The sequence below is a fragment of the Photobacterium sp. genome (genome assembly GCF_033720175.1).
Classification (GTDB): Bacteria; Pseudomonadota; Gammaproteobacteria; order Enterobacterales; family Vibrionaceae; genus Photobacterium.
Map to the genome: position 1 here is coordinate 56,182 of NZ_JAWWDA010000018.1, position 26,086 is coordinate 82,267.

General features: G+C 49.1%; 26 protein-coding genes and 4 tRNA genes. 21 read left to right on the forward strand and 9 right to left on the reverse strand.

Annotated features, from left to right (window positions below):
* Positions 1–3 precede the first annotated feature (3 nt).
* The 5 genes from mscS to tkt form a co-directional block, all read right to left on the reverse strand.
* The gene (gene mscS / locus R3289_RS17570; RefSeq protein WP_318926990.1) at positions 4–888 is read right to left on the reverse strand and encodes a small-conductance mechanosensitive channel MscS; all 885 of its coding nucleotides are present in this window, start codon (positions 886–888) and stop codon (positions 4–6) included.
* Between the two features lie 218 nt (positions 889–1,106).
* The gene (gene fbaA / locus R3289_RS17575) at positions 1,107–2,183 is read right to left on the reverse strand and encodes a class II fructose-bisphosphate aldolase (protein ID WP_318926991.1); all 1,077 of its coding nucleotides are present in this window, start codon (positions 2,181–2,183) and stop codon (positions 1,107–1,109) included.
* Positions 2,184–2,328: 145 nt separating this feature from the next.
* The gene (locus R3289_RS17580; protein WP_318926992.1) at positions 2,329–3,492 is read right to left on the reverse strand and encodes a phosphoglycerate kinase; all 1,164 of its coding nucleotides are present in this window, start codon (positions 3,490–3,492) and stop codon (positions 2,329–2,331) included.
* A 91-nt stretch (positions 3,493–3,583) separates the two neighbouring features.
* A complete protein-coding gene (gene epd, locus R3289_RS17585) occupies positions 3,584–4,654 on the reverse strand; it encodes an erythrose-4-phosphate dehydrogenase (RefSeq protein WP_318926993.1) in 1,071 nt (356 codons plus the stop codon).
* Positions 4,655–4,888: 234 nt separating this feature from the next.
* A complete protein-coding gene (tkt, locus tag R3289_RS17590) occupies positions 4,889–6,901 on the reverse strand; it encodes a transketolase (RefSeq protein WP_318926994.1) in 2,013 nt (670 codons plus the stop codon).
* A 395-nt stretch (positions 6,902–7,296) separates the two neighbouring features.
* Here tkt and metK point away from each other — a divergent pair, with 395 nt between their 5' ends.
* The 7 genes from metK (at position 7,297) to ruvX (ending at position 13,050) form a co-directional block, all read left to right on the forward strand.
* Positions 7,297–8,451 (forward strand): methionine adenosyltransferase, encoded by a 1,155-nt coding sequence (gene metK / locus R3289_RS17595; RefSeq protein WP_318926995.1) that lies wholly within the window; start codon positions 7,297–7,299, stop codon positions 8,449–8,451.
* A gap of 206 nt (positions 8,452–8,657) precedes the next feature.
* Entirely contained in the window at positions 8,658–9,140 is a 483-nt protein-coding gene (locus tag R3289_RS17600) for a SprT family zinc-dependent metalloprotease (RefSeq protein ID WP_318926996.1), read from the forward strand.
* A 144-nt stretch (positions 9,141–9,284) separates the two neighbouring features.
* The gene (endA, locus tag R3289_RS17605; RefSeq protein WP_413466721.1) at positions 9,285–9,974 is read left to right on the forward strand and encodes a deoxyribonuclease I; all 690 of its coding nucleotides are present in this window, start codon (positions 9,285–9,287) and stop codon (positions 9,972–9,974) included.
* Between the two features lie 203 nt (positions 9,975–10,177).
* Positions 10,178–10,909, forward strand: a complete 732-nt coding sequence (gene rsmE, locus R3289_RS17610; protein ID WP_318927020.1) for a 16S rRNA (uracil(1498)-N(3))-methyltransferase — start codon at positions 10,178–10,180, stop codon at positions 10,907–10,909.
* Positions 10,910–10,937: 28 nt separating this feature from the next.
* On the forward strand, positions 10,938–11,891 hold the full coding sequence (gene gshB, locus R3289_RS17615; protein ID WP_318926998.1) for a glutathione synthase: 954 nt from the start codon (positions 10,938–10,940) through the stop codon (positions 11,889–11,891).
* Between the two features lie 170 nt (positions 11,892–12,061).
* Positions 12,062–12,625 (forward strand): YqgE/AlgH family protein, encoded by a 564-nt coding sequence (locus R3289_RS17620; RefSeq protein WP_318926999.1) that lies wholly within the window; start codon positions 12,062–12,064, stop codon positions 12,623–12,625.
* Positions 12,622–13,050 carry a Holliday junction resolvase RuvX gene (ruvX, locus tag R3289_RS17625; protein WP_318927000.1) on the forward strand — a complete coding sequence of 143 codons (429 nt, stop codon included), beginning with the start codon at positions 12,622–12,624 and terminating at the stop codon, positions 13,048–13,050. Before R3289_RS17620 ends, ruvX begins: the two co-directional genes overlap by 4 nt.
* Before the next feature lie 309 nt (positions 13,051–13,359).
* On the opposite strand, the gene R3289_RS17630 is transcribed toward ruvX, so the two are convergent.
* Positions 13,360–14,466 (reverse strand): PilT/PilU family type 4a pilus ATPase, encoded by a 1,107-nt coding sequence (locus R3289_RS17630; RefSeq protein WP_318927021.1) that lies wholly within the window; start codon positions 14,464–14,466, stop codon positions 13,360–13,362.
* A gap of 52 nt (positions 14,467–14,518) precedes the next feature.
* Positions 14,519–15,556 carry a type IV pilus twitching motility protein PilT gene (locus tag R3289_RS17635; RefSeq protein ID WP_318927001.1) on the reverse strand — a complete coding sequence of 346 codons (1,038 nt, stop codon included), beginning with the start codon at positions 15,554–15,556 and terminating at the stop codon, positions 14,519–14,521.
* Positions 15,557–15,579: 23 nt separating this feature from the next.
* Between R3289_RS17635 and R3289_RS17640 the strand changes: the two genes are divergently transcribed.
* From R3289_RS17640 to hemW, 7 genes are all read left to right on the forward strand, one after another.
* Positions 15,580–16,281: a YggS family pyridoxal phosphate-dependent enzyme gene (locus tag R3289_RS17640; RefSeq protein ID WP_318927002.1), complete on the forward strand. Its 702-nt coding sequence runs from the start codon at positions 15,580–15,582 to the stop codon at positions 16,279–16,281.
* A gap of 94 nt (positions 16,282–16,375) precedes the next feature.
* A complete protein-coding gene (gene proC / locus R3289_RS17645; RefSeq protein ID WP_318927003.1) occupies positions 16,376–17,194 on the forward strand; it encodes a pyrroline-5-carboxylate reductase in 819 nt (272 codons plus the stop codon).
* A 9-nt stretch (positions 17,195–17,203) separates the two neighbouring features.
* Entirely contained in the window at positions 17,204–17,758 is a 555-nt protein-coding gene (locus tag R3289_RS17650; RefSeq protein ID WP_318927004.1) for a YggT family protein, read from the forward strand.
* On the forward strand, positions 17,755–18,051 hold the full coding sequence (yggU, locus tag R3289_RS17655; RefSeq protein WP_318927005.1) for a DUF167 family protein YggU: 297 nt from the start codon (positions 17,755–17,757) through the stop codon (positions 18,049–18,051). The genes R3289_RS17650 and yggU overlap by 4 nt, the downstream gene beginning before the upstream one ends.
* A gap of 157 nt (positions 18,052–18,208) precedes the next feature.
* Positions 18,209–18,637 (forward strand): DUF4426 domain-containing protein, encoded by a 429-nt coding sequence (locus tag R3289_RS17660; protein ID WP_318927006.1) that lies wholly within the window; start codon positions 18,209–18,211, stop codon positions 18,635–18,637.
* Positions 18,638–18,771: 134 nt separating this feature from the next.
* Complete coding sequence (locus tag R3289_RS17665) at positions 18,772–19,365, forward strand: XTP/dITP diphosphatase (protein WP_318927007.1); 594 nt, start codon at positions 18,772–18,774, stop codon at positions 19,363–19,365.
* Positions 19,365–20,522 (forward strand): radical SAM family heme chaperone HemW, encoded by a 1,158-nt coding sequence (gene hemW, locus R3289_RS17670; RefSeq protein ID WP_318927008.1) that lies wholly within the window; start codon positions 19,365–19,367, stop codon positions 20,520–20,522. The genes R3289_RS17665 and hemW overlap by 1 nt, the downstream gene beginning before the upstream one ends.
* 131 nt (positions 20,523–20,653) lie before the next feature.
* On the opposite strand, the gene glsB is transcribed toward hemW, so the two are convergent.
* Both glsB and trmB read right to left on the reverse strand, forming a co-directional pair.
* Positions 20,654–21,574, reverse strand: a complete 921-nt coding sequence (gene glsB, locus R3289_RS17675) for a glutaminase B (protein ID WP_318927009.1) — start codon at positions 21,572–21,574, stop codon at positions 20,654–20,656.
* A gap of 139 nt (positions 21,575–21,713) precedes the next feature.
* Positions 21,714–22,451, reverse strand: a complete 738-nt coding sequence (gene trmB / locus R3289_RS17680; protein ID WP_318927011.1) for a tRNA (guanosine(46)-N7)-methyltransferase TrmB — start codon at positions 22,449–22,451, stop codon at positions 21,714–21,716.
* Between the two features lie 230 nt (positions 22,452–22,681).
* On the opposite strand from trmB, the gene mutY reads away from it, so the two are divergent.
* The 7 genes from mutY (at position 22,682) to R3289_RS17715 (ending at position 26,086) form a co-directional block, all read left to right on the forward strand.
* Positions 22,682–23,752 (forward strand): A/G-specific adenine glycosylase, encoded by a 1,071-nt coding sequence (gene mutY / locus R3289_RS17685; RefSeq protein ID WP_318927012.1) that lies wholly within the window; start codon positions 22,682–22,684, stop codon positions 23,750–23,752.
* A gap of 67 nt (positions 23,753–23,819) precedes the next feature.
* Positions 23,820–24,092, forward strand: coding sequence for an oxidative damage protection protein (locus R3289_RS17690; protein WP_318927014.1), 273 nt, complete (start codon positions 23,820–23,822; stop codon positions 24,090–24,092).
* A 171-nt stretch (positions 24,093–24,263) separates the two neighbouring features.
* Entirely contained in the window at positions 24,264–25,400 is a 1,137-nt protein-coding gene (gene mltC, locus R3289_RS17695; protein ID WP_318927016.1) for a membrane-bound lytic murein transglycosylase MltC, read from the forward strand.
* A gap of 207 nt (positions 25,401–25,607) precedes the next feature.
* Positions 25,608–25,683: transfer RNA gene (locus R3289_RS17700), tRNA-Phe, on the forward strand.
* Between the two features lie 63 nt (positions 25,684–25,746).
* A tRNA-Asn gene (locus tag R3289_RS17705) sits at positions 25,747–25,822 on the forward strand.
* A gap of 46 nt (positions 25,823–25,868) precedes the next feature.
* Positions 25,869–25,944, forward strand: a tRNA-Thr gene (locus tag R3289_RS17710).
* 66 nt (positions 25,945–26,010) lie between these two features.
* Positions 26,011–26,086: transfer RNA gene (locus tag R3289_RS17715), tRNA-Phe, on the forward strand.

A 26,086-nucleotide genomic window follows, 5' to 3' on the forward strand; every position in this document is an offset into this window, starting at 1 on the left:
ATCTTAGCCTTCCAGCTTATTCAAATGCACATCCATTTGAGGGTATGGGATTGTAATATCTTCTTTATCAAGCTCTTCTTTAATCGCTTGTAGCAAATCGAAGTATACGCGCCAGTAATCAGCGGTTTTAACCCATGGCCGAACCACTAAGTTAACAGAGGAATCCGCCAGTGCCACGACACCGATGGTGGGTGCAGGATCTTTTAATACCCGCGGCTCAGCGGCAACCACACGTGCGAGCACTTCTTTGGTTTTCTTCAAATCCGCGTCATAAGAGACCCCGATAACAAAATCAATTCGGCGGGTTGCATGGCGTGAATAGTTCGTAATGGGGCTACTGATAACCGCCCCATTCGGTACCACAACCATTTTGTTATCTGGCGTACACAGTACCGTTGAGAATATTTGAATCGACTCAACCGATCCCGCCACGCCACCAACTTCAACGTAATCACCGGACTTGAACGGACGGAACCCGACAATCAGCACACCCGCGGCAAAGTTAGATAGTGAGCCTTGCAGTGCTAAGCCAATCGCCAAACCCGCGGCACCGATAACCGCAACGACAGATGCCGTCTGAACGCCTAAACGACCAAGTGCTGCAATCAGAACAATTACAAACAGCAGATAGCGCACGAGCGAATGCAGAAACTCAACAACCGCCTCGTCCATGCTCTTTTTACGCAGCACTTTCGCCACGCCGTTGGCGATTCCTTTAACAATAAGATTACCAACGAATAGGATCAGAATCGCCGAAATCAGGTTAACCCCGTACTGGATCAACAGATCCTGATTATCGGTCACCCAGGTTCCGGCATTCAGTACGCCATTTGTTAACTGATTATCGGCCAGGGTATCAACAACCTTGTCTGTAACACTCTCACTCATTATTACTCTCTCTTTATTTATCCCGACAGAATTAACACTCCCCCGATATCCTCGACATTCTCATTAAAGATTGAAAGGCTATTGATAGGAATCGATTTTTTCTACCTGTTAATATATACCAATTTATTTCTCCGGATAATAAAAAAGCCCGCAATGCGGGCTTTTAAATAATCTCAATGTCCAACGCCTAAGCGTGGATTACACCGTTCCGTAATAAATTACAGTACGTCGATTGCGTTAAGGTCTGAGAATGCTTTCTCAAGACGAGTAACCATAGACTCTTGACCAGCACGTAGCCATACGCGTGGATCGTAGTACTTTTTGTTTGGCGCAGCTTCGCCAGTTGGATTACCGATTTGACCCTGTAGGAAATCATGGTTAGCTGCTTCGTATTGACGAATACCGTCCCAAGTCGCCCACTGAGTATCAGTATCGATGTTCATTTTGATAACACCGTAGCCGATTGACTCTTGGATTTCTGCTTCAGAAGAACCAGAACCACCGTGGAATACGAAGTTCAGAGCGTTAGGTGCGATACCGAACTTCTCTGCACAGTATGCTTGAGAGTCACGCAGGATAGTTGGAGTAAGCACAACGTTACCCGCCTGGTATACACCGTGTACGTTACCGAAAGATGCTGCGATAGTGAAACGTGGGCTGATAGCGCTTAGTTTCTCGTATGCGTAAGCTACATCTTCAGGAGAAGTGTAAAGCTCAGAAGCGTCCATGTCAGAGTTATCAACGCCATCTTCTTCACCACCAGTACAACCCAGTTCGATTTCTAGCGTCATACCCATCTTAGCCATGCGCTCTAGGTACTTAGCACATGTTTCGATGTTTTCTTCTAGAGACTCTTCAGAAAGGTCGATCATGTGAGAAGAGAACAGAGGCTTACCCGTTTGTGCGAAGAACTCTTCGCCCGCGTCTAGCAGACCGTCGATCCAAGGAAGAAGTTTCTTAGCTGCATGGTCAGTGTGAAGAATCACTGGAATACCGTAAGCTTCAGCAACAGCATGAACGTACTTAGCACCCGCTACCGCGCCAGCGATTTGTGCTTCCTGACCTTCTAGCTTAAGACCTTTACCAACGAAGAAACCAGCACCGCCGTTAGAGAACTGAACAACGACAGGCGCTTTAACTTTAGCTGCAGCTTCTAGAACACCATTGATAGTATCAGTGTTAACCACGTTAACGGCAGGAAGGGCAAATTTGTTTTCTTTTGCTACTTCAAAAACTTTCTGAACGTCGTCGCCAGAAATTACGCCAGGTTTTACAAAATCGAAGATCTTAGACATAACAATAGTCCTATTTACTTTCGTAGTCTGAGTTAAATATTTAACAAAACTTTGCAAACGTTTGCTTCCGGTCAAGCATTCTATAAAAACTTGATCCGATTCACAAACATTAAAAGGTGGGAGCACGCGCTCCCAGCTTATTTAATTATGCTTTTGCGCGCTCTTCTAGCATCGCAACGGCTGGTAATACTTTACCTTCAACGAACTCAAGGAACGCACCGCCACCAGTAGAAATGTAAGAAATATCAGCCTTGATGCCGAACTTGTCGATAGCTGCTAATGTGTCACCGCCGCCAGCAACCGAGAAGCCTTCCGATTCTGCAATGGCTTTAGAAATACCGGCAGTACCCGCTTCAAAGTTTTTGAATTCAAATACGCCAACAGGGCCATTCCAAAGAATTGTTTTGGCATTGCTGATGATTTTAGCAAGAGCCGCTGTTGAATCAGGACCCAGGTCAAAAATCATGTCGTCGTCTTGAACTTCAGAAACGTGCTTAATTTCAGCTTCTGCGTTCTCATCAAATGCTTTTGCACAGGCAACGTCAGTTGCAACAGGAATCGCACACTCTTTCATTAGTTTTTTAGCTGTTTCAACTAAATCCGCTTCGTATAGCGATTTACCAACATTGTGGCCTTCAGCAGCAATGAAAGTATTCGCGATACCACCACCAACAACCAGTTGGTCAGCGATTTTAGATAGCGACTCAAGAACAGTCAGTTTAGTCGAAACTTTAGAACCACCAACGATTGCAACCAGTGGACGAGCTGGATTGTCCATTGCTTTACCCAGCGCTTCAAGCTCAGCAGCTAGCAGAGGGCCAGCGCATGCTACCGGTGCGAACATGCCAACACCGTGAGTTGATGCTTGTGCACGGTGAGCCGTACCGAATGCATCCATCACGAAGATGTCGCAAAGTGCGGCATATTTCTTAGAAAGCTCTTCTTCGTTCTTCTTCTCGCCTTTGTTAAAGCGAACGTTTTCAAGAACAACTAGCTCACCAGCATTTAGCTCAAGACCATCCAGGTAATCTTTTGCCAGCTTAACGTCACAATCTAGTGCGTCATTTAAGTAGTTAACTACTGGAGCCAGAGAGAACTCTTCGTTGTACTCACCTTCAGTTGGACGACCAAGGTGTGAAGTAACCATTACTTTAGCGCCAGCTTCTAGGCACAGCTTGATAGTTGGAAGAGACGCTAGAATACGCGCGTCAGATGTTACCTTACCGTCTTTAACTGGTACGTTTAGATCTGCACGAATAAATACGCGCTTACCAGCAAGTTCCAGATCAGTCATCTTGATTACAGACATGGTTTGTCCTCTCAACAGTGTTAAAAATAAAATTTAAAGTTCTTTTACCAGCCCGGCGTCACTGCCAGACCCAAATAATTCTTTACTGCTGTTATGCTTCGCTATACTGCATCGTGGCATCACTATGCTGCACGCTATCACAAGTATGCATGGCCAACGCGGTATCTAACATACGGTTGGCGAATCCCCATTCGTTATCACACCACACCAGCAACTTTATTAAGTGCTTATTGCTGACTCGCGTTTGCGTGCCGTCGACTATCGCGCTGTGGGGATCGTGATTGAAGTCAATGGAAACCAGCGGTGCTTCGGTGTAATCCATAATACCATCTAATGTACAACGAGATGCCTCAGACAGTGATTGATTTACGTCATTAACTTTCACATTTGTTTTAACTGTGACACTTAAATCCATCGCCGTGACGTTAATTGTAGGTACGCGCACAGAAATTGCTTCAAATTTGTCAGAAAGTTTCGGGAATATACGACCAATTCCAAGATGCAGTTTAGTATCAACAGGAATAATTGACTGACTGGCAGCCCGGGTACGACGCAAATCAGAATGGTAAGCGTCGATAACCTGTTGGTCATTCATCGCCGAGTGGATGGTGGTGATTGTGCCGGATTCGATGCCAAAGGTTTCATCAAGTACTTTGATCACCGGGACAATACAGTTGGTGGTACAGGAACCATTAGAAACAATGCGGTGCTCAGGCTTGAGCGTCTCATGGTTCACACCATAGATAATCGTATTGTCGATATCAGTGGCAGCCGGATGAGAAAATAACACTTTCTTCGCCCCCGCCTTAATGTGGGCAAGGCCATCATCGCGAGATCCATACACCCCGGTACAGTCAAGAACAATATCGATGTCTAAATCATGCCAGGGCAAAAGGGTAATGTCATTTTGGTGCAGAATGCGAACCCGGTCTTGCTCGCCATTGTCGTGAGCAATAAAGAGATGCTCCTGATCATGGGAGACTGACTTAAAGAATCGGCCATGGCTGGTGTCATACTGTAACAAGTGAGCCATTGCTTCAGGCTCGGCCAACTCGTTAACCGCCACGACTTTTATCTGAGTATGTTTATCGCTCTCGTACAGTGCGCGAAGCACACTGCGACCAATGCGACCAAATCCATTAATTGCGACTTTCAGTGTCATATCCATGCTACCAAAATACTAAGCGGCGATAGTGTATAACAAGCACAGTCGAGAATCACCCTAATTGTGACAGCTATCACGACTCGACATTTAAAACCAACAATCCCCAGCGATTAACGATAAATATCCCCATAAAAAGCGGTAAAAACAGACGGAAAAGTTATATTCATCCAGCCGGAAATAATAAAAAAGGCTTCCAGAGGAAGCCTTTTTTCAAGTATCGAAATAAATCGCTTACGCGAGCAGCTCTTGCGCGGTGTCGACGACGTTTTCAACCGTGAAGCCAAACATCTTAAACAGCTCGCCAGCTGGCGCTGACTCACCGAATGTGGTCATACCGATGATACGGCCGTCGAAACCAACGTACTTATACCAGAAGTCGGCAATACCGGCTTCAACAGCAATACGTGCAGTCACATCAGATGGCAGTACCGACTCACGGTAAGCTGCATCTTGCTTGTCGAATGCATCTGTTGCCGGCATAGAAACAACCCGAACCTTACGGCCTGCTGCTGTTAGCTGTGCGTAAGCTTCAGTGACCAGCTCAACCTCAGAGCCCGTCGCAATCAGAATAAGTTCTGGCTTGCCTTCGCAATCTTTCAGGATGTAACCACCCTTGGCGATGTCGGCAACCTGTGCTGCTGTACGCTCTTGCTGTGCCAGGTTCTGACGCGAGAAGATCAGCGCTGTCGGGCCATCTTTACGCTCGATGGCCAGTTTCCAAGCAACCGCAGATTCAACCTGATCACATGGACGCCATGTGCTCATGTTTGGTGTCAGGCGCAGTGAAGCAATTTGCTCTACCGGCTGGTGGGTAGGACCATCTTCGCCCAGACCGATTGAGTCGTGGGTGTAGACCTGAATGTTCTGCACTTTCATCAAAGCAGCCATACGCATTGCGTTACGTGCGTATTCCATGAACATCAGGAACGTCGCGCCGTAAGGTACGAAACCGCCGTGTAGTGCGATACCGTTCATGATTGCCGTCATCCCGAATTCACGGACACCGTAGTGAATATAGTTACCCGAGAAGTCTCCGGCCGTTAGTGACTGAGAACCAGACCACATGGTCAGGTTAGACGGCGCAAGGTCAGCAGAGCCGCCCATGAACTCAGGGAGCATTGCACCAAACGCTTCTAGCGCATTTTGCGAGGCTTTACGTGATGCGATGTTTGCCGGATTAGCCTGAAGATCAGCAATGATTGCATTGGCTTTCTCTTCCCACTGTGCAGGCAGATCACCGTTTACGCGGCGCTTGTATTCAGCAGCAAGCTCAGGGTAAGCAGCAGCATATGCGGCAAACTTCTCGTCCCATGCCGATTCCTTCGCGGCACCCGCTTCTTTCGCATCCCACTCAGCAGCAATATCTGCAGGGATTTCGAAAGGACCATGGTTCCAGCCCAGGAATTCACGGGCTGCGGTGATTTCGTCAGCGCCTAGCGGTGCGCCGTGGCAGTCGTGAGAACCTGCTTTGTTCGGTGAACCAAAACCAATGATAGTCTTAGTACAGATCAGAGTTGGTTTGCCGGTTTCAGCCTTCGCAGCTTCAATTGCAGCGTTGATTGCGTCCGCATCGTGACCATCAACAGCAGGAATCACATGCCAGCCGTACGCTTCGAAACGCTTCGGCGTATCGTCAGAGAACCAGCCTTGAACGTCACCGTCGATAGAAATACCGTTGTCATCCCAGAACGCAACTAGCTTGCCCAGCCCCAAAGTGCCCGCCAGTGAACAAGCTTCGTGAGAGATCCCTTCCATCAGACAGCCATCACCCATGAATACATAAGTGTTGTGGTCAACGATATCATGGCCGTCACGGTTGAACTGCGCAGCAAGGGCCTTTTCTGCCATCGCCATACCAACACCGTTAGTAATACCCTGACCGAGTGGACCTGTTGTTGTTTCGATACCTGGTGCGTAACCGTATTCAGGGTGACCCGGAGTTTTCGAGTGCAGCTGACGGAAGTTCTTCAGATCATCGATAGACAGGTCATAACCGGTCAGGTGAAGCAGAGAGTAAATAAGCATTGAACCGTGGCCGTTTGACAAAATAAAACGGTCGCGATCAGCCCACTGCGGGTTTTGTGGGTTGTGGTTCATGTGGCTGCGCCACAGTACTTCAGCGATATCTGCCATACCCATAGGTGCACCAGGATGGCCAGAGTTCGCTTGTTGAACGCCGTCCATGCTCAGGGCGCGGATAGCATTTGCCAGCTCTTTACGAGAATTAGCGTTACGTGAAGACATGTCTGCTCCAGAAATTCGTAGACTGTTATGGTGGCTACCTGTTCGCATCGGCGTAACAAATTAGCCATGATTCGGCGGGCGGGTATTGTCGCAAAGTCTACCCCCATACTGCAAACGATTTCCTGCAAAAAATAAGACCAAATTCAATAAGCTGGACAAACAGCAGGCTTAACTATCTGTAATCAAAGCATCATAAGTAAACGTTTGCTATACGGTTCGGGCATTTCCCTACAATTCACAATGTTGATTTTATACCAGTTGTCGGTATTATAGACGTCTAGACGGAGGTAGCTCTATACATTCAAACGTATATCCGTATGCATCAAGGTTCTGTATTCCCTTGATTCAGAGCTCCCCATTACCAACCCATAATCATATAAAAAGCGAGAGTACGCATGTCGAAGCACCTGTTTACTTCTGAGTCAGTATCAGAAGGCCATCCAGATAAAATTGCAGATCAAATTTCTGATGCAGTCTTGGATGCGATCCTGGAACAGGATCCAAAAGCACGTGTTGCGTGTGAAACTTACGTCAAGACCGGTATGGTTATGGTCGGTGGTGAAATCACTACCTCGGCTTGGGTTGATATCGAAGAAATTACCCGTGAGACAATACGTGAAATCGGCTACGTGAACTCTGATATGGGTTTTGATGCCAACTCTTGTGCGGTCCTGAGCGCAATTGGTAAGCAATCTCCAGACATCAACCAGGGTGTTGACCGTGAAGACCCGCGCGAACTAGGCGCCGGTGATCAGGGCATCATGTTCGGCTATGCTACCAACGAAACCGAAATCCTGATGCCGGCACCGATCACTTATGCTCACCGTCTGGTTGAGCGCCAGGCAAAAATTCGTAAGAACGGTACCCTGCCTTGGCTACGCCCTGATGCGAAAAGCCAGGTAACGTTCGCTTACGATCAAGGCAAAATCGTCGGTATCGATGCCGTCGTCCTTTCAACTCAGCACTGTGACAGCATTGAGCTGCAAGTACTGCAGGAAGCGGTGATGGAAGAAATCATCAAGCCGGTACTGCCTGCTGAGTGGCTGAACAAAGACACCAAATACTTCATCAACCCGACCGGCCGTTTCGTAATCGGTGGCCCAATGGGTGACTGTGGCCTGACTGGCCGTAAGATCATTGTTGACACCTACGGCGGTGCAGCTCGTCACGGTGGTGGTGCCTTCTCAGGTAAAGATCCATCAAAAGTTGACCGTTCTGCGGCTTACGCTGCACGTTATGTTGCGAAAAACATCGTAGCCGCAGGTCTGGCTGGCCGTTGTGAAATCCAGCTTTCTTACGCTATCGGCGTTGCGGATCCAACGTCTATCATGGTAGAAACGTTCGGTACTGAAAACGTACCTCATGACGTTATCGTTGAAGCAATTCGTCAAAATTTCGACCTGCGCCCATACGGCCTGATCGAAATGCTTGACCTACTGAAGCCTATATACCAGAAAACGGCTGCTTACGGTCACTTCGGTCGTGAAGAGTTCCCTTGGGAAGCGACTGACAAGGCAGAAATGCTACGCGACTTCGCTAACATCAAGTAAGCGACAACGTACTGATTATAAAAAGGAAGCTTCGGCTTCCTTTTTTTATATCTATGGTTCTGGATGAAAAATCGCCCATACTGATAACAACGCAGCTTTCCGCTCTGCCAATAAGATCTAAGGGCCACAGAGCCATAATGACTCTTCTCCCCCTCACCTCGTTCACGATATACTCCAAGCTACCCTGCAATGAACTTTGGATAACTATGTCCCCCCTTCACACCCAAGTCATTGAAAAGACTAAATACTGCATCACACTAGCCGAAGGAAAACTGGGAAAGCGCTTCCCGTTCCCCACAATCAAGTTCAACCAGCGCGGTAAAATTGCCGGCAGTGCCCGGCTGCAGGGGTGGGAAGTCCGCTTCAATCCGGTACTGCTTGCAGAAAATCCAGAGGCATTTCTCACCGAGGTCGTTCCTCATGAGATCGCTCACCTGCTCACCTTCAAGTTATTTGGCCGGGTCCGCCCTCACGGCGCTGAATGGCAGACCATGATGACGCAAGTTTTTGGTATTCCGGCCCGCACAACACATAGCTTCGATATTCAGTCGGTCAGGGGACAGACCTTCCCCTACTCCTGTTCCTGCAGTGAACATCTGCTTACCATCCGTCGCCATAATAAAGTGCTTCGCCAACAAGCCGCCTATCACTGCACAAAATGCCGCCAACCGCTAACCCCTGCAATATAGACTGAACTTTTACGCATGAAATGTAATTGACAACAATATAAGTGTGAAGTGCTTCTAAATCATAGAAATATTGATAAGCTTGCCGAACAGATCTTCAGCGCAGGATAATCAATGAAAACCTCGTTTAATAAGTGGCTGGCACTCATGTTGCTGCTTACCGCGACTGCAATATCCACAAGTTCGATAGCAGCGCCGCCAACTTCATTCAGTAAAGCAAAAAAAATCGCCGTGAAGATCTATCAGGATCATCCCACCAGCTTTTACTGTGGTTGCGATATACAATGGCAAGGGAAAAAAGGCATACCAGATTTGGCCAGTTGCGGTTATCGGGTACGCAAACAGAAAAGACGTGCCAGCCGCATCGAATGGGAACATGTCGTCCCGGCCTGGCAATTTGGCCACCAGCTCCAGTGCTGGCAAGACGGGGGCCGTAAGAACTGTAAAAAAAATAAGCAGTTCAACCGCATGGAAGCAGATCTTCATAACCTGACCCCCGCGGTTGGTGAGGTCAACGGGGATCGGTCCAATTATCAGTTTCTGCCGTGGAATGGCAATAGCGGCGCTTTCTACGGCCAGTGCGAGATGAAAATCGATTTCAAAAATCGTCGTGCGGATCCACCGGAACACTCCCGTGGTGCGATAGCCCGAACCTATCTGTATATGAACCAGGAATACCAGTTCTCTCTCTCCAGACAACAACGCCAATTAATGGAAGCCTGGAACCGTCAGTATCCGGTAAGTACCTGGGAATGCGAGCGGGATCGCCGCATTGCAAAAGTTCAGGACAGCCATAACCCATTTGTTTTTGCCGCATGTGAGAAAACGGGATACTGATTTTAGAGGCGTAGGGCGAGTAACGAGATTGCTTGAAGGTATTCTCGCGACTCGCCACCTACGTTTCGCGACTTTTCATCAGCATTACTCCTTGTTCAGTCCTCTTTTATATTTTCCGCCACCTTGTAATTTGCCTCAACGGTATCCATGTTAAGATGCAACAAGCGAATAATTTAGACAGTAGACAGGTTATCGATCTCACCATGAGAATCCCACGTATTTACCACCCTGAGTCGCTACCGGATCAGGGCAAAGTTATGCTTAGTGATGATGCTGCCAACCATGTTGGCCGGGTCATGCGTATGCAAGCCGGCCAGGAAATAGAAATGTTCGACGGCAGTGATGCTGAGTTTCCGGCGGTTATCACCCATGCCAGCAAGAAAAGCGTTGAAGTTGAGATCCAGTGCCGACGCGAAAACAGTGTCGAATCACCACTCGATATTCACCTCGGCCAGGTGATCTCCCGTGGTGAAAAAATGGAATTCACTATCCAGAAATCGGTTGAGCTGGGTGTGAACACCATTACACCGCTAATTTCTGAACGCTGTGGCGTCAAACTGAATACTGAACGTTTCGAGAAAAAACTGGCGCAGTGGCAAAGAATTGCGATCAGTGCCTGTGAGCAGTGCGGCCGTAATACCGTACCGGTGATCCGCCCGGTCATGAGGCTGGAAGAGTGGTGCGCGGAAGAATACGATGGCCTGAAACTCAACCTCCACCCTCGGGCCAACTACTCGATCAATACCTTACCGGCTCCGGTCACTAAGGTTCGCCTGCTTATTGGCCCTGAAGGCGGCCTGTCAGCCGAAGAAATCGCGATGACAGAGCAATATAAATTTGATGAAATCCTGCTTGGTCCACGCGTATTGCGTACCGAAACCACAGCGATGACCGCAATCACAGCCCTGCAAGTCCGCTTTGGCGATTTGGGCTAACGAGCAGCTCTAATACTAGGAGAGAGAAATGATCAAACTGGGTATCGTGATGGACCCGATTGAGTCTATCAACATCAAAAAAGATTCCAGCTTTGCCATGATGATGGAAGCTCAGCGTCGCGGCTGGGAAATCCACTACATGGAAATGAACGACCTGTCTTTAGAGCAGGGCAAAGCTGTCGCTCGTACCCGTGTCGTAAGCCTGAAAGAAGATCCGAACGGCTGGTTTGAATTCACCAGCGAGCAGGAAATCTCCCTGTCTGATCTCGACGCTGTACTGATGCGTAAAGATCCGCCGTTTGACACCGAATATATCTACGCAACCTACATTCTTGAGCGCGCTGAAAACGAAGGGGCGCTGATCGTCAATGAACCTCGCAGCCTGCGTGACTGCAACGAAAAACTGTTCACGGCCTGGTTCCCGGATCTCACCCCGACCACTCTCGTGACCCGTCGTACTGACAAAATTAAAGCCTTCCATCAAGAGCATGGCGATATCATTTTAAAACCGCTTGACGGCATGGGCGGCTCATCCATTTTCCGTATAATGCATGGCGATCCCAATGTCTCGGTGATCATTGAAACGCTGACCAAGCATGGCCAAAACTATTGCATGGCACAAACCTTTGTGCCGGATATCAGCAATGGTGATAAGCGTATTCTGGTTGTTGACGGCGAGCCGATGCCATATTGCCTGGCCCGTATTCCGGCGGAAGGCGAAACCCGGGGGAACCTGGCGGCAGGAGGCCGCGGTGAAGCGCGTCCGATCAGCGAAACTGACCGTAAAATCGCAGAAACGGTTGCTCCGGTACTGAAAGAAAAAGGGCTGATTTTTGTCGGTCTGGATATAATTGGCGATAAACTGACTGAAATCAACGTCACCAGCCCAACCTGTATTCGCGAAATCGAAGCGGCTTTCGATATCTCAATTACCGGTAAGCTAATGGATGCCATTGAGCGTCGCGTTGCTGCGCGCGCTTAATCACTCGCGGTTAAGCTAACGCAACGCGATAGTGACTCACTATCACAAAGCGCTGACTTCACCAGAAGACAGCGCTTTTTATTTAATGATCACCAAAGTGGCTACGTTATACCAATTCCCCCAAATACTCTGCATACTGTAGTTATGAGAACATGTTGTCGGTGTTAGCTATGAATTTAACCAATCATTTTCTGGTCGCCATGCCTGGCATGCAAGACCCGCACTTCAAACGTGGCGTCATATATGTTTGTGAGCATAATGAAGAAGGCGCAATGGGCCTTGTCATCAACCTGCCTATCGAAATTTCTGTCGGCAGCATGCTCGATCAAATTGAAGTGGAACGCCAGCTTCCCGTCAATAATCCCGATAGCCTAGAGCAACAGGTACTTAACGGTGGTCCGGTCGCGGAAGATCGTGGATTTGTGCTGCATAAGCGTAAAGGCCACTTCGAGTCCAGTATCGATATCAACGAAGAGATATCGATAACGACTTCACAAGATATTCTGCCACTGCTGGGAACCAGTGAAGCCCCTGAAAAATTTCTGGTTGCTCTCGGCTATGCCGGATGGTCAGCAGGTCAGCTAGAGCAGGAACTTGTTGATAATAGCTGGCTGACCATGGAAGCAGACAGTGACATTATTTTTGAAACCCCAATCAGTAAGCGCTGGGATAAAGCCGTCGCCAAGTTAGGGATTAATTCAGCCAACCTTTCGATAGAAAAAGGACACGCATGAGCGCCTCACGCAGTGTATTAGCATTTGATTACGGCACCAAAAGTATTGGTGTTGCCATTGGCCAGGAATTAACTGGCACAGCAAGCCCTTTAGCCGCCTTAAAAGCCAAAGATGGGATTCCCAGCTGGGAAGCGATAGAAAAACTGCTGAAAGAATGGCAACCGGATTTAGTGGTCGTCGGCCTGCCGCTCGATTTAAGAGGGGGAGAGCTGGAAACCATTACCCCACGCGCAAAGAAATTTGCCAACCGGCTGCACGGTCGCTTTGGTTGCGTGGTTGAACTGCATGACGAACGGCTGAGCACTGTTGAAGCTAAATCGGATCTGTTTGATCGTGGCGGTTACCGTTCGTTGAGCAAAGGGAATATCGATTCACAATCGGCTGTCGTGATCCTGGAAAGCTGGTTCGAACGCCAGTACGGTTAATCGAGTATCGAGTATTGAGCTCTCAATGCTTCGATACTCGGTCAAAAAAACCATCGCTCCCTCCTGTACAGCTTTCCACCTAAGATCCAGCGCCAAGCTGCCCTCTCTAAATACACCTTAAGATCTTAACTCAAGGATCCCCTGTTTATCGGGTCTGATCAGCTTGTACAGCTTTTTGACTACTATAACCCAAAAGCTGTATTTGCTGTACAGTAAGATCTTGGGATTATTTATTGGCAATAAATATCAATACGTTATCTTTCATGTACAGCACTTACAGCTTTAGGATCATGGGAGGTAGAAAACTGATCAGCCCATATCAACCGTCACCCCGTCTAAGGCGCTGCCGCCCATCTGTTCTTGATTGCCCACCTTGATCATCAAACGCAGATCATTGGCCGAATCCGCATGGTGCAAGGCATCCTGCTCGCTGATCTTGCCACCACAGAACAACTGATACAGCGATTGATCAAACGTCACCATGCCGGACTCGCCCGACTTGGTCATGACACCTTTAATCTCATGTAACTCACCTCGGCGGATCAAATCGGCAACCCGCGGGGTATTGATCAACAGCTCAAAGGCGGCATGCCTCCCCTCTCCTTGCGCATCAGGGACCAACTGCTGAGCCAGGATACATTTCAGATTCAATGACAGATCAAACAAGAACTGTTCGCGCCGCTCTTTCGGGACCAGGTGCAAAATTCGCTCAAGTGCCTGGTTAGCATTGTTAGCGTGCAGGGTTGCCATACAAAGGTGGCCGGTTTCGGCAAAATTCATTGCATACCCCATCGTTTCCGGGGTACGAACCTCGCCAATCAGAATCATATCCGGCGCCTGGCGTAGTGAATTTTTCAGCGCCACTTCATAGCTTTCGGTATCCAGCCCCACTTCACGCTGGGTAACAATACAACGGTTATGCTTATGCACAAATTCAATCGGATCTTCAACGGTCAAAATATGGCCGCTGGAGTTCTTATTGCGAAAGCCGGTCATTGCCGCCATTGAGGTGGATTTACCCGATCCGGTCGCACCGACCACCAGCACCAGGCCGCGCTTTGCCAGCACCATTTCCTGCATATCGACGGGCAGGCTTAGCTCAGACAGATCCGGGATCTCGGTTTCGATCCGGCGGACAACCATCCCCGGCAACTCTCGCTGCCAGAAGGCACTGACGCGAAAGCGCAGATCCCCTCTGACTAACGCATAATTGGCTTCTCGACTAGCAACAAACTCTGCGGATAGCTCGCTATCCATTGCTTCATCAAATAGTGCATCGACCCTGTTCCGTGTCAGTACCTCACCCAGTGCATGCAAGTTGCCGTCAATACGCAACAGGCAAGGTGAATCAACCGTAATATACAGATCCGACGCTTTACGGCTCACGACTTCGTTGAGGATCTCTTGCAGCTTCATTCTCGTTCCTTCGTCATCTATTTCGTTTTCAGGATAGGTAGTGGCTGGGGCATTACAGAATGGAGGTTGAACCATCGACAATCCTGCGACCTTCTTCTGCTTCTACCATCCCTTGTGCCACCAGCATCTTAATACTCTGCTCTATCGTTTGCATTCCCAGCGCAGAACCGGTCTGGATCATCGAATACATCTGCGCCACTTTATCTTCGCGGATCAGGTTTCGAATCGCCGGTGACGCCATCATAATTTCATGGGCCGCAACCCGGCCGCCACTGACGCACTTAAGCAGGTGTTGTGACACCACGGTACGTAACGATTCTGACAGCATAGAGCGTACCATCGCTTTATCATTGCCCGGGAACACATCAATGATCCGGTCGACGGTTTTCGCTGCCGAACTGGTGTGTAAAGTGCCTAACACTAAGTGGCCAGTTTCGGCTGCTGTCAGCGCCAGACTAATCGTTTCTTTGTCGCGTAATTCTCCGACAACGATAACATCCGGATCTTCACGCAGTGATGAACGCAGCGCATTGTGGAAGCTATGGGTATCACGGTGCACTTCACGCTGGTTAATCAAACTGCGTTTGCTGCGGTGAACAAATTCAACCGGATCTTCAATCGTCAGAATATGACGGTTGTAGTTTTCATTAATATAATCAACCAGCGATGCGATAGTGGTCGATTTACCCGAGCCAGTGGCTCCGGTTACCAGCACTAAACCACGCTGACACTGAGCAATTTTATAGAACACCTCAGGCACATTAAGTGACTCGAGGGTGGGAATCTCGACAGGGATGGTACGGAACACCGCAGCACTGCCTCGGGATTGATGGAAGGCATTGACCCGGAAGCGGCCAACATTCGGTAATTCAAACGAAAAATCAACTTCCAGCTTTTCTTCGTATTCACGGCGCTGCGCATCGTTCATAATGTCAAACATTAAACGATGTACATCAGAATGCTCTAACGATGGCAAACTGAGTTTTCTTACATCACCGTCCACTCTGATCATTGGCGGTACACCAGCAGAAAGGTGCAGATCAGAGGCGTTATGTTTTACACTAAAGTCCAGCAGTTCGGTGATATCCATTAATTTTCCCCACAGAATCAATTATGAGTAGTATCAAACAAAACATTGAACAGGTCATCACTCAGATAACCTCTGCGGCCGAAAAATGCGGTCGAGCAACAGATTCCGTGCAATTATTGGCGGTAAGTAAAACCAAACCGATAGCTGCAATCGACGAAGCGATCACTGCCGGCCACCGCGCATTTGGTGAAAACTACGTGCAGGAAGGGGTCGAAAAGGTGCAGCATTTTGCTGATAGCCCCTATGCAGACCAGCTCGTCTGGCATTTTATTGGCCCTATCCAGTCCAATAAAACCCGTTTAATCGCCGAGCATTTTGACTGGGTACACTCTATTGACCGGGCTAAGATAGCCCGTCGCCTGAGTGAGCAACGCCCAACCGGGCTGCCGCCATTGAATGTACTGTTGCAGGTTAATACCAGCAACGAGGAGAGTAAATCAGGGGTTAGCTTTGCCGAATTACCGGCATTGGCTGACGAGATTGCCAGTATGCCTAATCTGGTTCTGCGCGGCCTGATGTCAATTCCACAACAGGCCGACAGTTATGACAGCCAGTATGCCGCCTTTAAGTCACTGGCCGATGCTCAGCAGCAACTGCGGGCTAAACATCCGCAGCTCGATACCCTGTCGATGGGAATGAGTGGCGACATGGAAGCCGCGATTGCAGCAGGCAGCACGATGGTCCGTATTGGTACGGCAATTTTTGGTGCGAGAGATTATAAATAATCATCAGGGCAAGAAACGAGTCTAGAGATTTGAAGGGATTTTACCTCGAAACCAGAGCCGCGCACACTCGGCACTTTACACACAAGGATTTTATATGGAACAACGCTCAATCACTTTCATTGGTGCCGGCAACATGGCGCGCTCCATCATCGCCGGTTTAGTCGCCAGCGGTTATGCCGCCGACAAGATCACCGCCACCGCGCCCAGTGCTGCGCGACGGGAACCGCTGGCCCGGGATTACGGCATTCATACCGATTCCGATAACTGCCGTGCTGCCGGGCAAGCCGATGTCATTGTACTTGCCGTTAAGCCGCAGTTAATGGAAAGCGTATGTAATGAACTGCAGGACATTAATTTTGCCGGCAAGCTGGTAATTTCAATTGCTGCCGGGATCTCAGTTGCGCGCCTCAATGAAATGCTGAATACCGAACTGAATCTGGTCCGGGTAATGCCCAACACACCATCATTAATCGGCAAAGGCATGAGTGGCCTGTTTGCGCCACCGGCGGTGCCTGCAGAAGATAAAACCTTCGCCGAAAATCTGATGCAAGCGGTAGGCGAAGTCTGCTGGGTTGAGCAAGAATCTGGGATTAACGGTATCATTGCCGCGGCAGGTAGTGCGCCGGCGTATTTCTTCTTGTTCATGGAAGCCATGCAGGCAGAAGCGATTAAGCAGGGGTTTTCCCCAGATACCGCCCGTCAGTTGGTACAGCAGTCAGCATTGGGTGCGGCGGAACTGGTGGTAGCGAACCCGGATACCGAGCTGGCAACCCTGCGTGAGCAGGTAACATCCAAAGGCGGAACCACCGCTGAAGCACTACGCACATTTAATGAACACCAACTTAGTGATATCGTAGCCAAAGCAATGCGTGCTGCTGTATCTCGCGCTCAAGAAATGGAAAAACTGTTTTAAGGTTAACTTATGAATTCTATTGGTTTTTTAGTAAGTACTGCATTCGATCTCTATATCATGATCGTATTGCTAAGAATTTGGCTCCAGTGGGCCCGTGCTGATTTCTACAATCCGTTCTCTCAATTTGTAGTAAAAGCCACCCAGCCGGTTGTTGGGCCGCTACGCCGTATGATCCCACCGATTGGCGGCTTAGATTTAGCGACGTTAATCTTCGCTTATCTGTTAAGCATGGGTAAGTTCTTAATCCTGCAATTAGTCTTAAATGGCACGATCTTATTTAGCCCGGAATTCCTCTGGATTGGCGGTCTGTCACTGCTGAAAGCCGCTGGCGGCCTACTGTTCTGGGTACTGCTGATCCGCGCAATTCTAAGCTGGGTAAGCCAGGGACGCAGCCCTATCGAGTTCGTGATGCACCAGTTAACGGAACCGATGACCGCACCCATTCGCCGTATTATCCCTGCAATGGGTGGTCTTGACCTGAGTGTCTTGGTGCTGTTCATTGGCCTGCAATTCGCCAATTTCTTAATGGGTGATCTGATCGGTCCAATCTGGTTCCAGCTATGAGTCAAACCGCCGCAGTAAGCCCGTCAGGCGACGATCTGGTGATCCGCCTGTACATTCAACCGAAAGCCAGCCGCGATCAGATCGTCGGCTTGCATGGTGATGAGCTGAAAATTGCCATCACCGCACCTCCGGTAGATGGCAAGGCGAATGCGCATTTGGTTAAGTACTTAGCAAAACAGTTTCGGGTTGCCAAAGGGCACGTCATCGTGGAAAAAGGCGAACTGGGACGTCACAAGCAGGTTCGTATCGAAACCCCGCGAGAAGTCCCGGCAGCGATCGCAGAGCTATTGTAACACCGGCTTTAACGAACGATTGAACCGCGTTAATTAAGGGGCGAATTCATAACGATGGATTCGCCGCTATACTAATAGAGGCGCTGATGGAGCCGCTGAAATACCTGCCGGGACAAAATTACCTCATGATCTGGTAAGTCTAAATAAGGAAAATTTTATGATTCGGATTCTATGTTTATTATCGGCAATACTCTTTACTGCATTACCGGTCCGGGCAGAACAATTCATAAATGTCGGAGATCTGGAAATCCATTACTCCAGCTTTCCCTCCACCTTTCTGACGCCTGATGTTGCCAATACCTATCGGATTTCGCGTAGTCGCTATTCCGCCGTTGTGAATATCGCCGTACTGGATAAATCACAGGAAGGAAAGCCAGCGGTTAGAGCGGTAGTATCAGGCACAGCCCGCAACCTTCTCGGGACCGAAAAGAAACTTTCTTTCCGGGAAATCCGCGAGGGAGAGGCTATTTACTACATTGCAGAGCTAAGCCACACCAACGAAGAACGCTTCAGGTTCATTATTGATGTGACCCAAAATGGGACTAACGGCCAAATCAATTTCGATCAGACCTTCTACGTCGATTAAATCGCTTTTATCCCCCCAGCCAACATAAGAACAACCACCCGGGGAGCGCCAGCTCCTCTTCTTTTTCTTTTACTCAATAGCGCCTGCCCGTTATCATAGCGCCTCAGCCAGATATCATTCTCCGAGGAACAGTAATGAGTAAACTAGTGCTAGCAACGGGTAACCAGGGCAAAGTCAAAGAGATGGCCAGCCTGCTTGCTGACTTTGGCTTTGATGTTGTCGCGCAAAGTGACTATCAGGTTTCTTCCGTCGCTGAAACCGGCACCACGTTTATTGAAAACGCCATCATCAAAGCACGCCATGCCGCCAAGGAAACCGGCCTGCCAGCCATTGCTGACGATTCCGGCCTGGAAGTGGATTGCTTAAAAGGGGCACCGGGGATCTACTCTGCTCGCTACGCGGGCGAAAATGCGACCGATCAGCAGAACCTGGCAAAGCTCCTGGCTGATATGGAAGGTGTACCAGCCGAACAACGTACGGCGCGTTTTCACTGCGTGCTGGTCATGATGCGCCACGAGAACGATCCGACCCCGCTGGTTTGCCACGGTAGCTGGGAAGGCAGCATTCTGACTGAGGCCCACGGTGAAAATGGCTTTGGTTATGATCCGGTATTCTGGGTTCCGGAAGATCAGTGCGCTTCTGCAGAGCTGGAGCCGGAACGTAAGAAACAACTGTCACACCGCGGCAAAGCCCTGCAAAAGCTCTTTGCTGCCCTGAAGGACGCCTAATGTTAGTTCCACCACCGCTAAGCCTGTATGTTCATATCCCATGGTGTGTGCAGAAATGCCCGTATTGCGACTTTAACTCCCATGCACTTAAAGCCGAGATTCCGGAGCTTGACTATATCGACGCCCTGATCGACGATCTGGAAATCGATCTGGCGAAATATCAGCTGCAAGGGGGTAGCCGCCCGCTGCACTCAATCTTTATTGGTGGTGGTACGCCAAGCCTGATTTCACCAGCCGAAATCGGACGATTGCTAAAAGCAATTGAAGCGAGGATCCCGTTTAGCGCTGACATTGAAATCACCATGGAAGCAAACCCAGGTACGGTTGAAGCCGGCCGTTTCCTCGCTTACCAACAGGTCGGGGTTAATCGTATTTCGATTGGCGTCCAGAGCTTTCAGGATGAGAAGCTGGCTCGCCTTGGCCGTATTCATGGCAGCGATGAAGCCCGTAAAGCCGCACAACGGGCAACGGAGGCGGGCTTAAACAGTTTTAATATCGATCTGATGCACGGCTTGCCGGATCAATCGACGGACGATGCCCTGTATGATCTTAAGCAGGCTATTGCGCTCAACCCACCGCATTTATCCTGGTACCAGCTAACGATAGAGCCCAACACATTATTCTATTCTAAACCGCCGACATTGCCCGATGACGACAACTTATGGGATATCTTTGAACAGGGCCATCAGATCCTGACAGAGGCCGGATATGTCCAGTATGAAATATCCGGTTACAGCAAGCCCGGCTTGCAGTGCCGTCACAACCTCAACTACTGGCGTTTTGGTGATTATCTCGGTATCGGCTGCGGTGCCCACGGCAAGATCAGCTTTGCCGATGGCAACATTACCCGTACCGTGAAAGTGAAGCACCCGCGTGGCTACCTCAAGTCGGATAAGCCTTACCTGGACAAAGAAATCCAGGTCGAGCCTCGGGAGCGGCCATTTGAGTTTTTCATGAACCGTTTCCGTCTGTTAGAAGCGTGCCCCAAGCAGGACTATGTCGAGCGAACAGGCTTACCATTAGCATCGATTGAAACCGGTATTCAATGGGCTTTAGAAAAGAACTATCTGACCGATAACGGCGAAGAATGGCAGATCACCGAGCACGGTAAATTATTCCTCAACGATCTGCTGGCTGCTTTTGTCGAGGAAGAGTAGATAAGTTGGGAGTATCGAGTATCGAGTATCGAGTATCGAGTATCGAGTATCGAGTAGCATCCTCTCGATACTCGTCTCTCGAAACCTTCTTTGCTATTTATTTTTCAATCACATACGCGAAAGGCGATCCCCTAAAAGATCGAGCGTCCAATTCGCTCGGAAAGCAACTCTAGCGCAGCCGTTCCTGCCAGTGAATTACCGGAAGGATCCAGCTCCGGAGACCATACCGTAATCGTCATTTCTCCCGGCACGATAGCCACAATGCCGCCACCGACGCCAGATTTGCCCGGCATACCCACTCGGTAAGCAAACTCACCCGCGCCATCGTACAAACCGCAAGTTGCGAGCAAAGCATTCATTTGCTTACTCTGAGTTTGGCTGATAATTTTTCCTTGTGCGCCTAGAGGAAGCCCTTTATTCGCTAAGTAACTGAATGTACGTGCCAAATCGACACAACTCATTTTGAGGGCGCAGTAACTGAAGTAGTTGGTCAGCACTGGCATCACCTCATTGTCGAAGTTACCGAATGAACGCATCAAATAAGCAATCGAGGCATTGCGATCACTGTTCTGCATCTCCGATGCCGCAACCGCTTTGTCATAAACGATATGCGGGTTACAGGCCAGTTCACGTACCAGTTCCAGCATCCGGTATTGCGGTGCCGATAAACGGCTATGCAGCAAATCCGACACCACTAAAGCCCCGGCGTTAATGAATGGATTACGCGGAATACCGTTTTCCAGTTCGAGCTGGATCATCGAGTTAAACGCATGGCCTGACGGTTCTTTGCCCACACGCCGCCAAATTTCATCCGGCTCATACAAGGTCATCGCCAGCGTCAGCGCCATTACCTTAGAGATCGACTGAATAGAGAAGCCTTCCTGACTGTCACCAGCCTGAATGATTTCACCGTCGTTATAACAAACCGCAATACCCAGCTTATGCGCCGGCACGTCAGCCAGCGCAGGAATGTAATCAGCGACTTTACCCTGACCGATTAACGGTCTGACGTCGTCAAGAATATCAGTGAGCAGCTGTTCAGTTGGCTTCATTCTTCTTCTCCGGGGGGCAAAAAAGCCAACACTAAAGTTGGCTTTAACGGCATGATCCAATCATCACTATTCGGTGATCACTCTCACCATTTAGTTGCTTATGCTTATGATTTAAAAGCGAATAGCAAAGTGATGAAAATTATTCAGTTCGGCCGTATTTCATGTCCCATACGCCATGGCCTAAACGGTGGCCACGCGCTTCAAATTTAGTTAACGGACGATCATCCGGACGGGCGATATAGTCACCGTCAGTGGCCGTATTACGGTAGCCTGGTGCAGCATTCATCACTTCCACCATGTGCTCTGCGTAGTTTTCCCAGTCAGTCGCCATGTGGAAGATGCCACCGATTTTCAGTTTTTTACGTAACATTTCAGCAAATGCCGGCTGTACGATACGACGCTTGTGGTGACGAGCTTTATGCCATGGGTCGGGGAAAAACAGCTGTACCGTATCTAAGCTGCCATCCGGGATCATATAATCGAACACTTCCACGGCATCGTGGCACATAACGCGTAAATTTGTCAGCTCGGCCTCGCCAGCTGCCATCAGACAAGCCCCGACACCCGGGCTATGCACTTCGATGCCAATGAAGTTTTTCTCCGGGGCATTTTTGGCCATCTCGACTAACGATGCGCCCATGCCAAAACCGATTTCCAGCACCACAGGTGCCTCACGGTGATAGACCTCTTTCCAGTCCAGCATTTGCTGAGCGAAATCGATACCCATTGTCGGCCAATTTTTTTCCATGGCCGTCTCCTGGCCCTTGGTTAAACGGCCTTCACGACGTACAAAGCTGCGGATCTTACGTACCAGTTTGCCGTCTTCGGTAAATTCAGACACCGTTACGTCGCCTGAGGTCTTTGAAACTTCGCTCATGATTAATACCTAAAACTGAAAATGAATAAAAACTAAGCGCTGGCATTATCCAAAGTTATGGCTTAAGTGCAAGCTTATATCCCCAAACCACGTCAAAATGCCAAGGTCTGCAAGCGTTGCTGAGATTTGGGTATAGATTGCGACCTGAGGGCATTTATGATGCAATCACGCCACACTATTATAACATGCGGCCCCCGCCGCCACTAAAATCAGCCGAGTGAGTTAATTCTGTGAGTACTTCTTTTTCCGATGCCATTTTAGCTTGGTATGATAAATTTGGTCGTAAGACCCTGCCCTGGCAGCAAAATAAAACCCCCTATAAAGTATGGCTATCCGAAATCATGCTCCAGCAGACCCAAGTCGCCACGGTGATTCCCTATTTTGAACGTTTTATCGCCCGCTTCCCTACCGTTGAAGAGCTGGCAGCCGCTGAGCAGGACGAGGTGCTTCATCTCTGGACCGGACTGGGTTATTACGCCCGCGCCCGCAATTTACACAAAGCCGCTCAACTGATTGTGTCACAGCATCACGGTGAATTTCCTGTCGATATTGTTGAGGTTCAGGCCTTACCCGGTATTGGCCGCTCAACGGCAGGCGCCGTATTGTCACTGGCTCTCAAACAGCATCATGCGATTTTAGATGGTAACGTGAAGCGGACACTGGCCCGTTGCTATGCCGTCGCAGGCTGGCCGGGCAAGAAACCGGTTGAAAATACCCTGTGGGAAATTGCCGAAACCAACACGCCGGCAACCGGCGTCGAGCGCTACAATCAGGCGATGATGGATATGGGGGCAATGATCTGCACCCGCAGTAAACCTAAATGTGAACTGTGCCCGGTAGCCAAACAATGCGAAGCGAAAGCACAAGATCGCCAGAGCGATTTTCCGGGTAAGAAGCCGAAAAAAACCATGCCCGAGAAACAGACCTGGTTCGCCATTTTACAACATGGTGAAGAGGTCTGGCTTGAGCAACGCCCGCCGGCGGGGATCTGGGGAGGCTTGTGGTGTTTCCCGCAAACCGACACCGCTGATCTGGCCCCGTTACTGGAACAGCGCTTTGGCTCGGTTCCGGTTAATATCACCGAAACCGAGCAGTTACATGCCTTCCGTCATACTTTCAGTCACTACCATCTGGATATCGTCCCGATCCGAATGCAGTTGGCAGCCCCGGTTAATGTTGTTCAGGAAGGTGCAAACGGACAATGGTACAACTTAAATGCACCGCCTAAAGTCGGTTTAGCCGCTCCGGTGCAACAGATCTTAGAAAGTCTGCATTATGAGCTGAACGCCGCCTTATCCTAGATGCAACAGCAACACTCTGGTATAACTAGCAGCATACTCATTAAGGTCATGATTAAGGAGCCACTCAATGAGCCGTACTGTTTTTTGTACCCGTCTTCAAAAAGATGCGGAAGGTTTAGATTTTCAACTTTATCCCGGCGAGTTGGGAAAGCGCATTTTTGACAATATTTCGAAAGAGGCCTGGGCTGAGTGGCAAAGTAAGCAAACGATGCTGATCAATGAGAAAAAGCTGAACATGATGAACCCAGAACATCGCCAGCTACTTGAGGCTGAAATGGTTAACTACCTGTTTGAAGGCCAGGACGTCGTGATCGACGGTTATACCCCGCCAAGCGAATAATCCTCACCGATAGCGGGCTAACTGACAAAAACCAGAGTTGTTCTGAGCCCAATAAAGGCAACTAACATCACGGTTTATCACTGTGTAGCCGTTAAAAAGCTTACCCAGAGTGGTATAAAATGACATTATTGATGATTAATCAATGATGTCATTTTTTTACCTGTCTAATTTATGAAAACACGCTTTGTTATCTTATTATCTGTCATTCTGCTAAACGGATGTAGCCGTGAATTAGTCGAAAAAATCTATGACGTCGACTACGGTACGACCAACCGCTTTGCTAAAAACCTTGCGCCGCTGCCGGGGCAATTTACCAAAGATGCCGCTGCGCTTGAGCGTTTACTCAGCTCCTTTAACGGTAAAGTGAAAAGGTACTGGGGAGACAATGATGCCCTGATGGCCGGCAAGCGCCAGTATGTAAAATACACCGATGGTTATCAAAGCCGTACCCATGTCGACTTTGAACGCGGTGTCGTTATCGTTGAAACAGTGGCTAAAACCGAGCCGGAGAAACACTTAAGAGAAGCCATCGCCACCACGTTACTCACCCCCGACAACCCTGCAGGCGTCGACCTCTACTCAGATTTGGCGATTGAACTGAAGGGGAAGCCTTTCCTCTACGGCCAGGTTTTAGATCAGGAAGGCAAGCCCATTAAGTGGTCATGGCGGGCGAATCAGTTTGCCGAGTACCTGGTCGGCAGCCAGCTAAAAAAGAAGATGATCCGTTACCAGCAGGCTTACTATGTTGAGATCCCGATGGTGGCCGATCACGTCAATAAACGCAGTTATAAATATGCCAGCATTGTACGAGATGCATCTCGCCGCTATGGCATTAAAGAAGATCTCATTTACGCCATCATCAAAACAGAAAGCAGCTTTAATCCTTATGCCGTCAGTCGAGCCAATGCTTATGGCCTGATGCAGGTGGTTCCGAAAACCGCCGGGGCCGATGTGTTCAAATTAGTCAAAAAGAAATCAGGCACACCATCGCCTGAGTACCTGTTTGATCCGGCGAGTAATATCGATACTGGCACGGCCTATTTTTACATTTTGCGTAACCGCTACCTGAAGGATGTACAAAATCCGTTGTCGCTGCACTACAGTATGATCTCGGCCTACAACGGTGGTACAGGCGGGGTACTGAGTACTTTCGCTCGTGATAGAAAACGGGCAATGCGGGACTTGAATAACCTCCAACCCAATCAAGTGTACTGGGCCTTAACCAATAAACACCCAAAAGCCGAGGCAAGGCGCTACCTGCAAAAAGTCACCGACTTCCAAAAAGAATTTAATCAGGGAAACATCTAGTCTGTAATGACCGGTGAGTGGTGTTTTTATCGCCACCTCACCCCTTCAAAAAGCTCTGATGTGACAATCGCATACAGCGAAAATTTATCACAAAAGTTATGAACTGACGCAGAGTGAGCAAAAAGCGAGCAAGCAAACTGTTTCCGCTATTTTTCTCGAAAAATAAGTTGACGAAGCGGCTGAAAACCCGTTTAATAGCGCTCCGTTGCCTCGATAGCTCAGTCGGTAGAGCAGAGGATTGAAAATCCTCGTGTCGGTGGTTCGATTCCGCCTCGAGGCACCATTACTTCTTTCGGCCGTTCGTAAGAACACGTTTAGAAAATGGTGCAAGCAACGAAATGATAATTCCCCCTTAGTTCAGTTGGTAGAACGGCGGACTGTTAATCCGTATGTCGCAAGTTCAAGTCTTGCAGGGGGAGCCAAATTTTGTTTTTAGCCAATGGCTTGGAACTAAAAAAGATTTAGTGTGCCGACTTAGCTCAGTAGGTAGAGCAACTGACTTGTAATCAGTAGGTCACCAGTTCGACTCCGGTAGTCGGCACCATTTCTTAGCGATTGCTGCCAATAGCAGCATTGCAAAAGTAGAAGGCCTGAACCCCTTTTTACTTTTGCCTCGATAGCTCAGACGGTCGAGCAGAGGATTGAACATCCTCGTGTCGGTGGTTAGATTCCGCCTCGAGGCACCA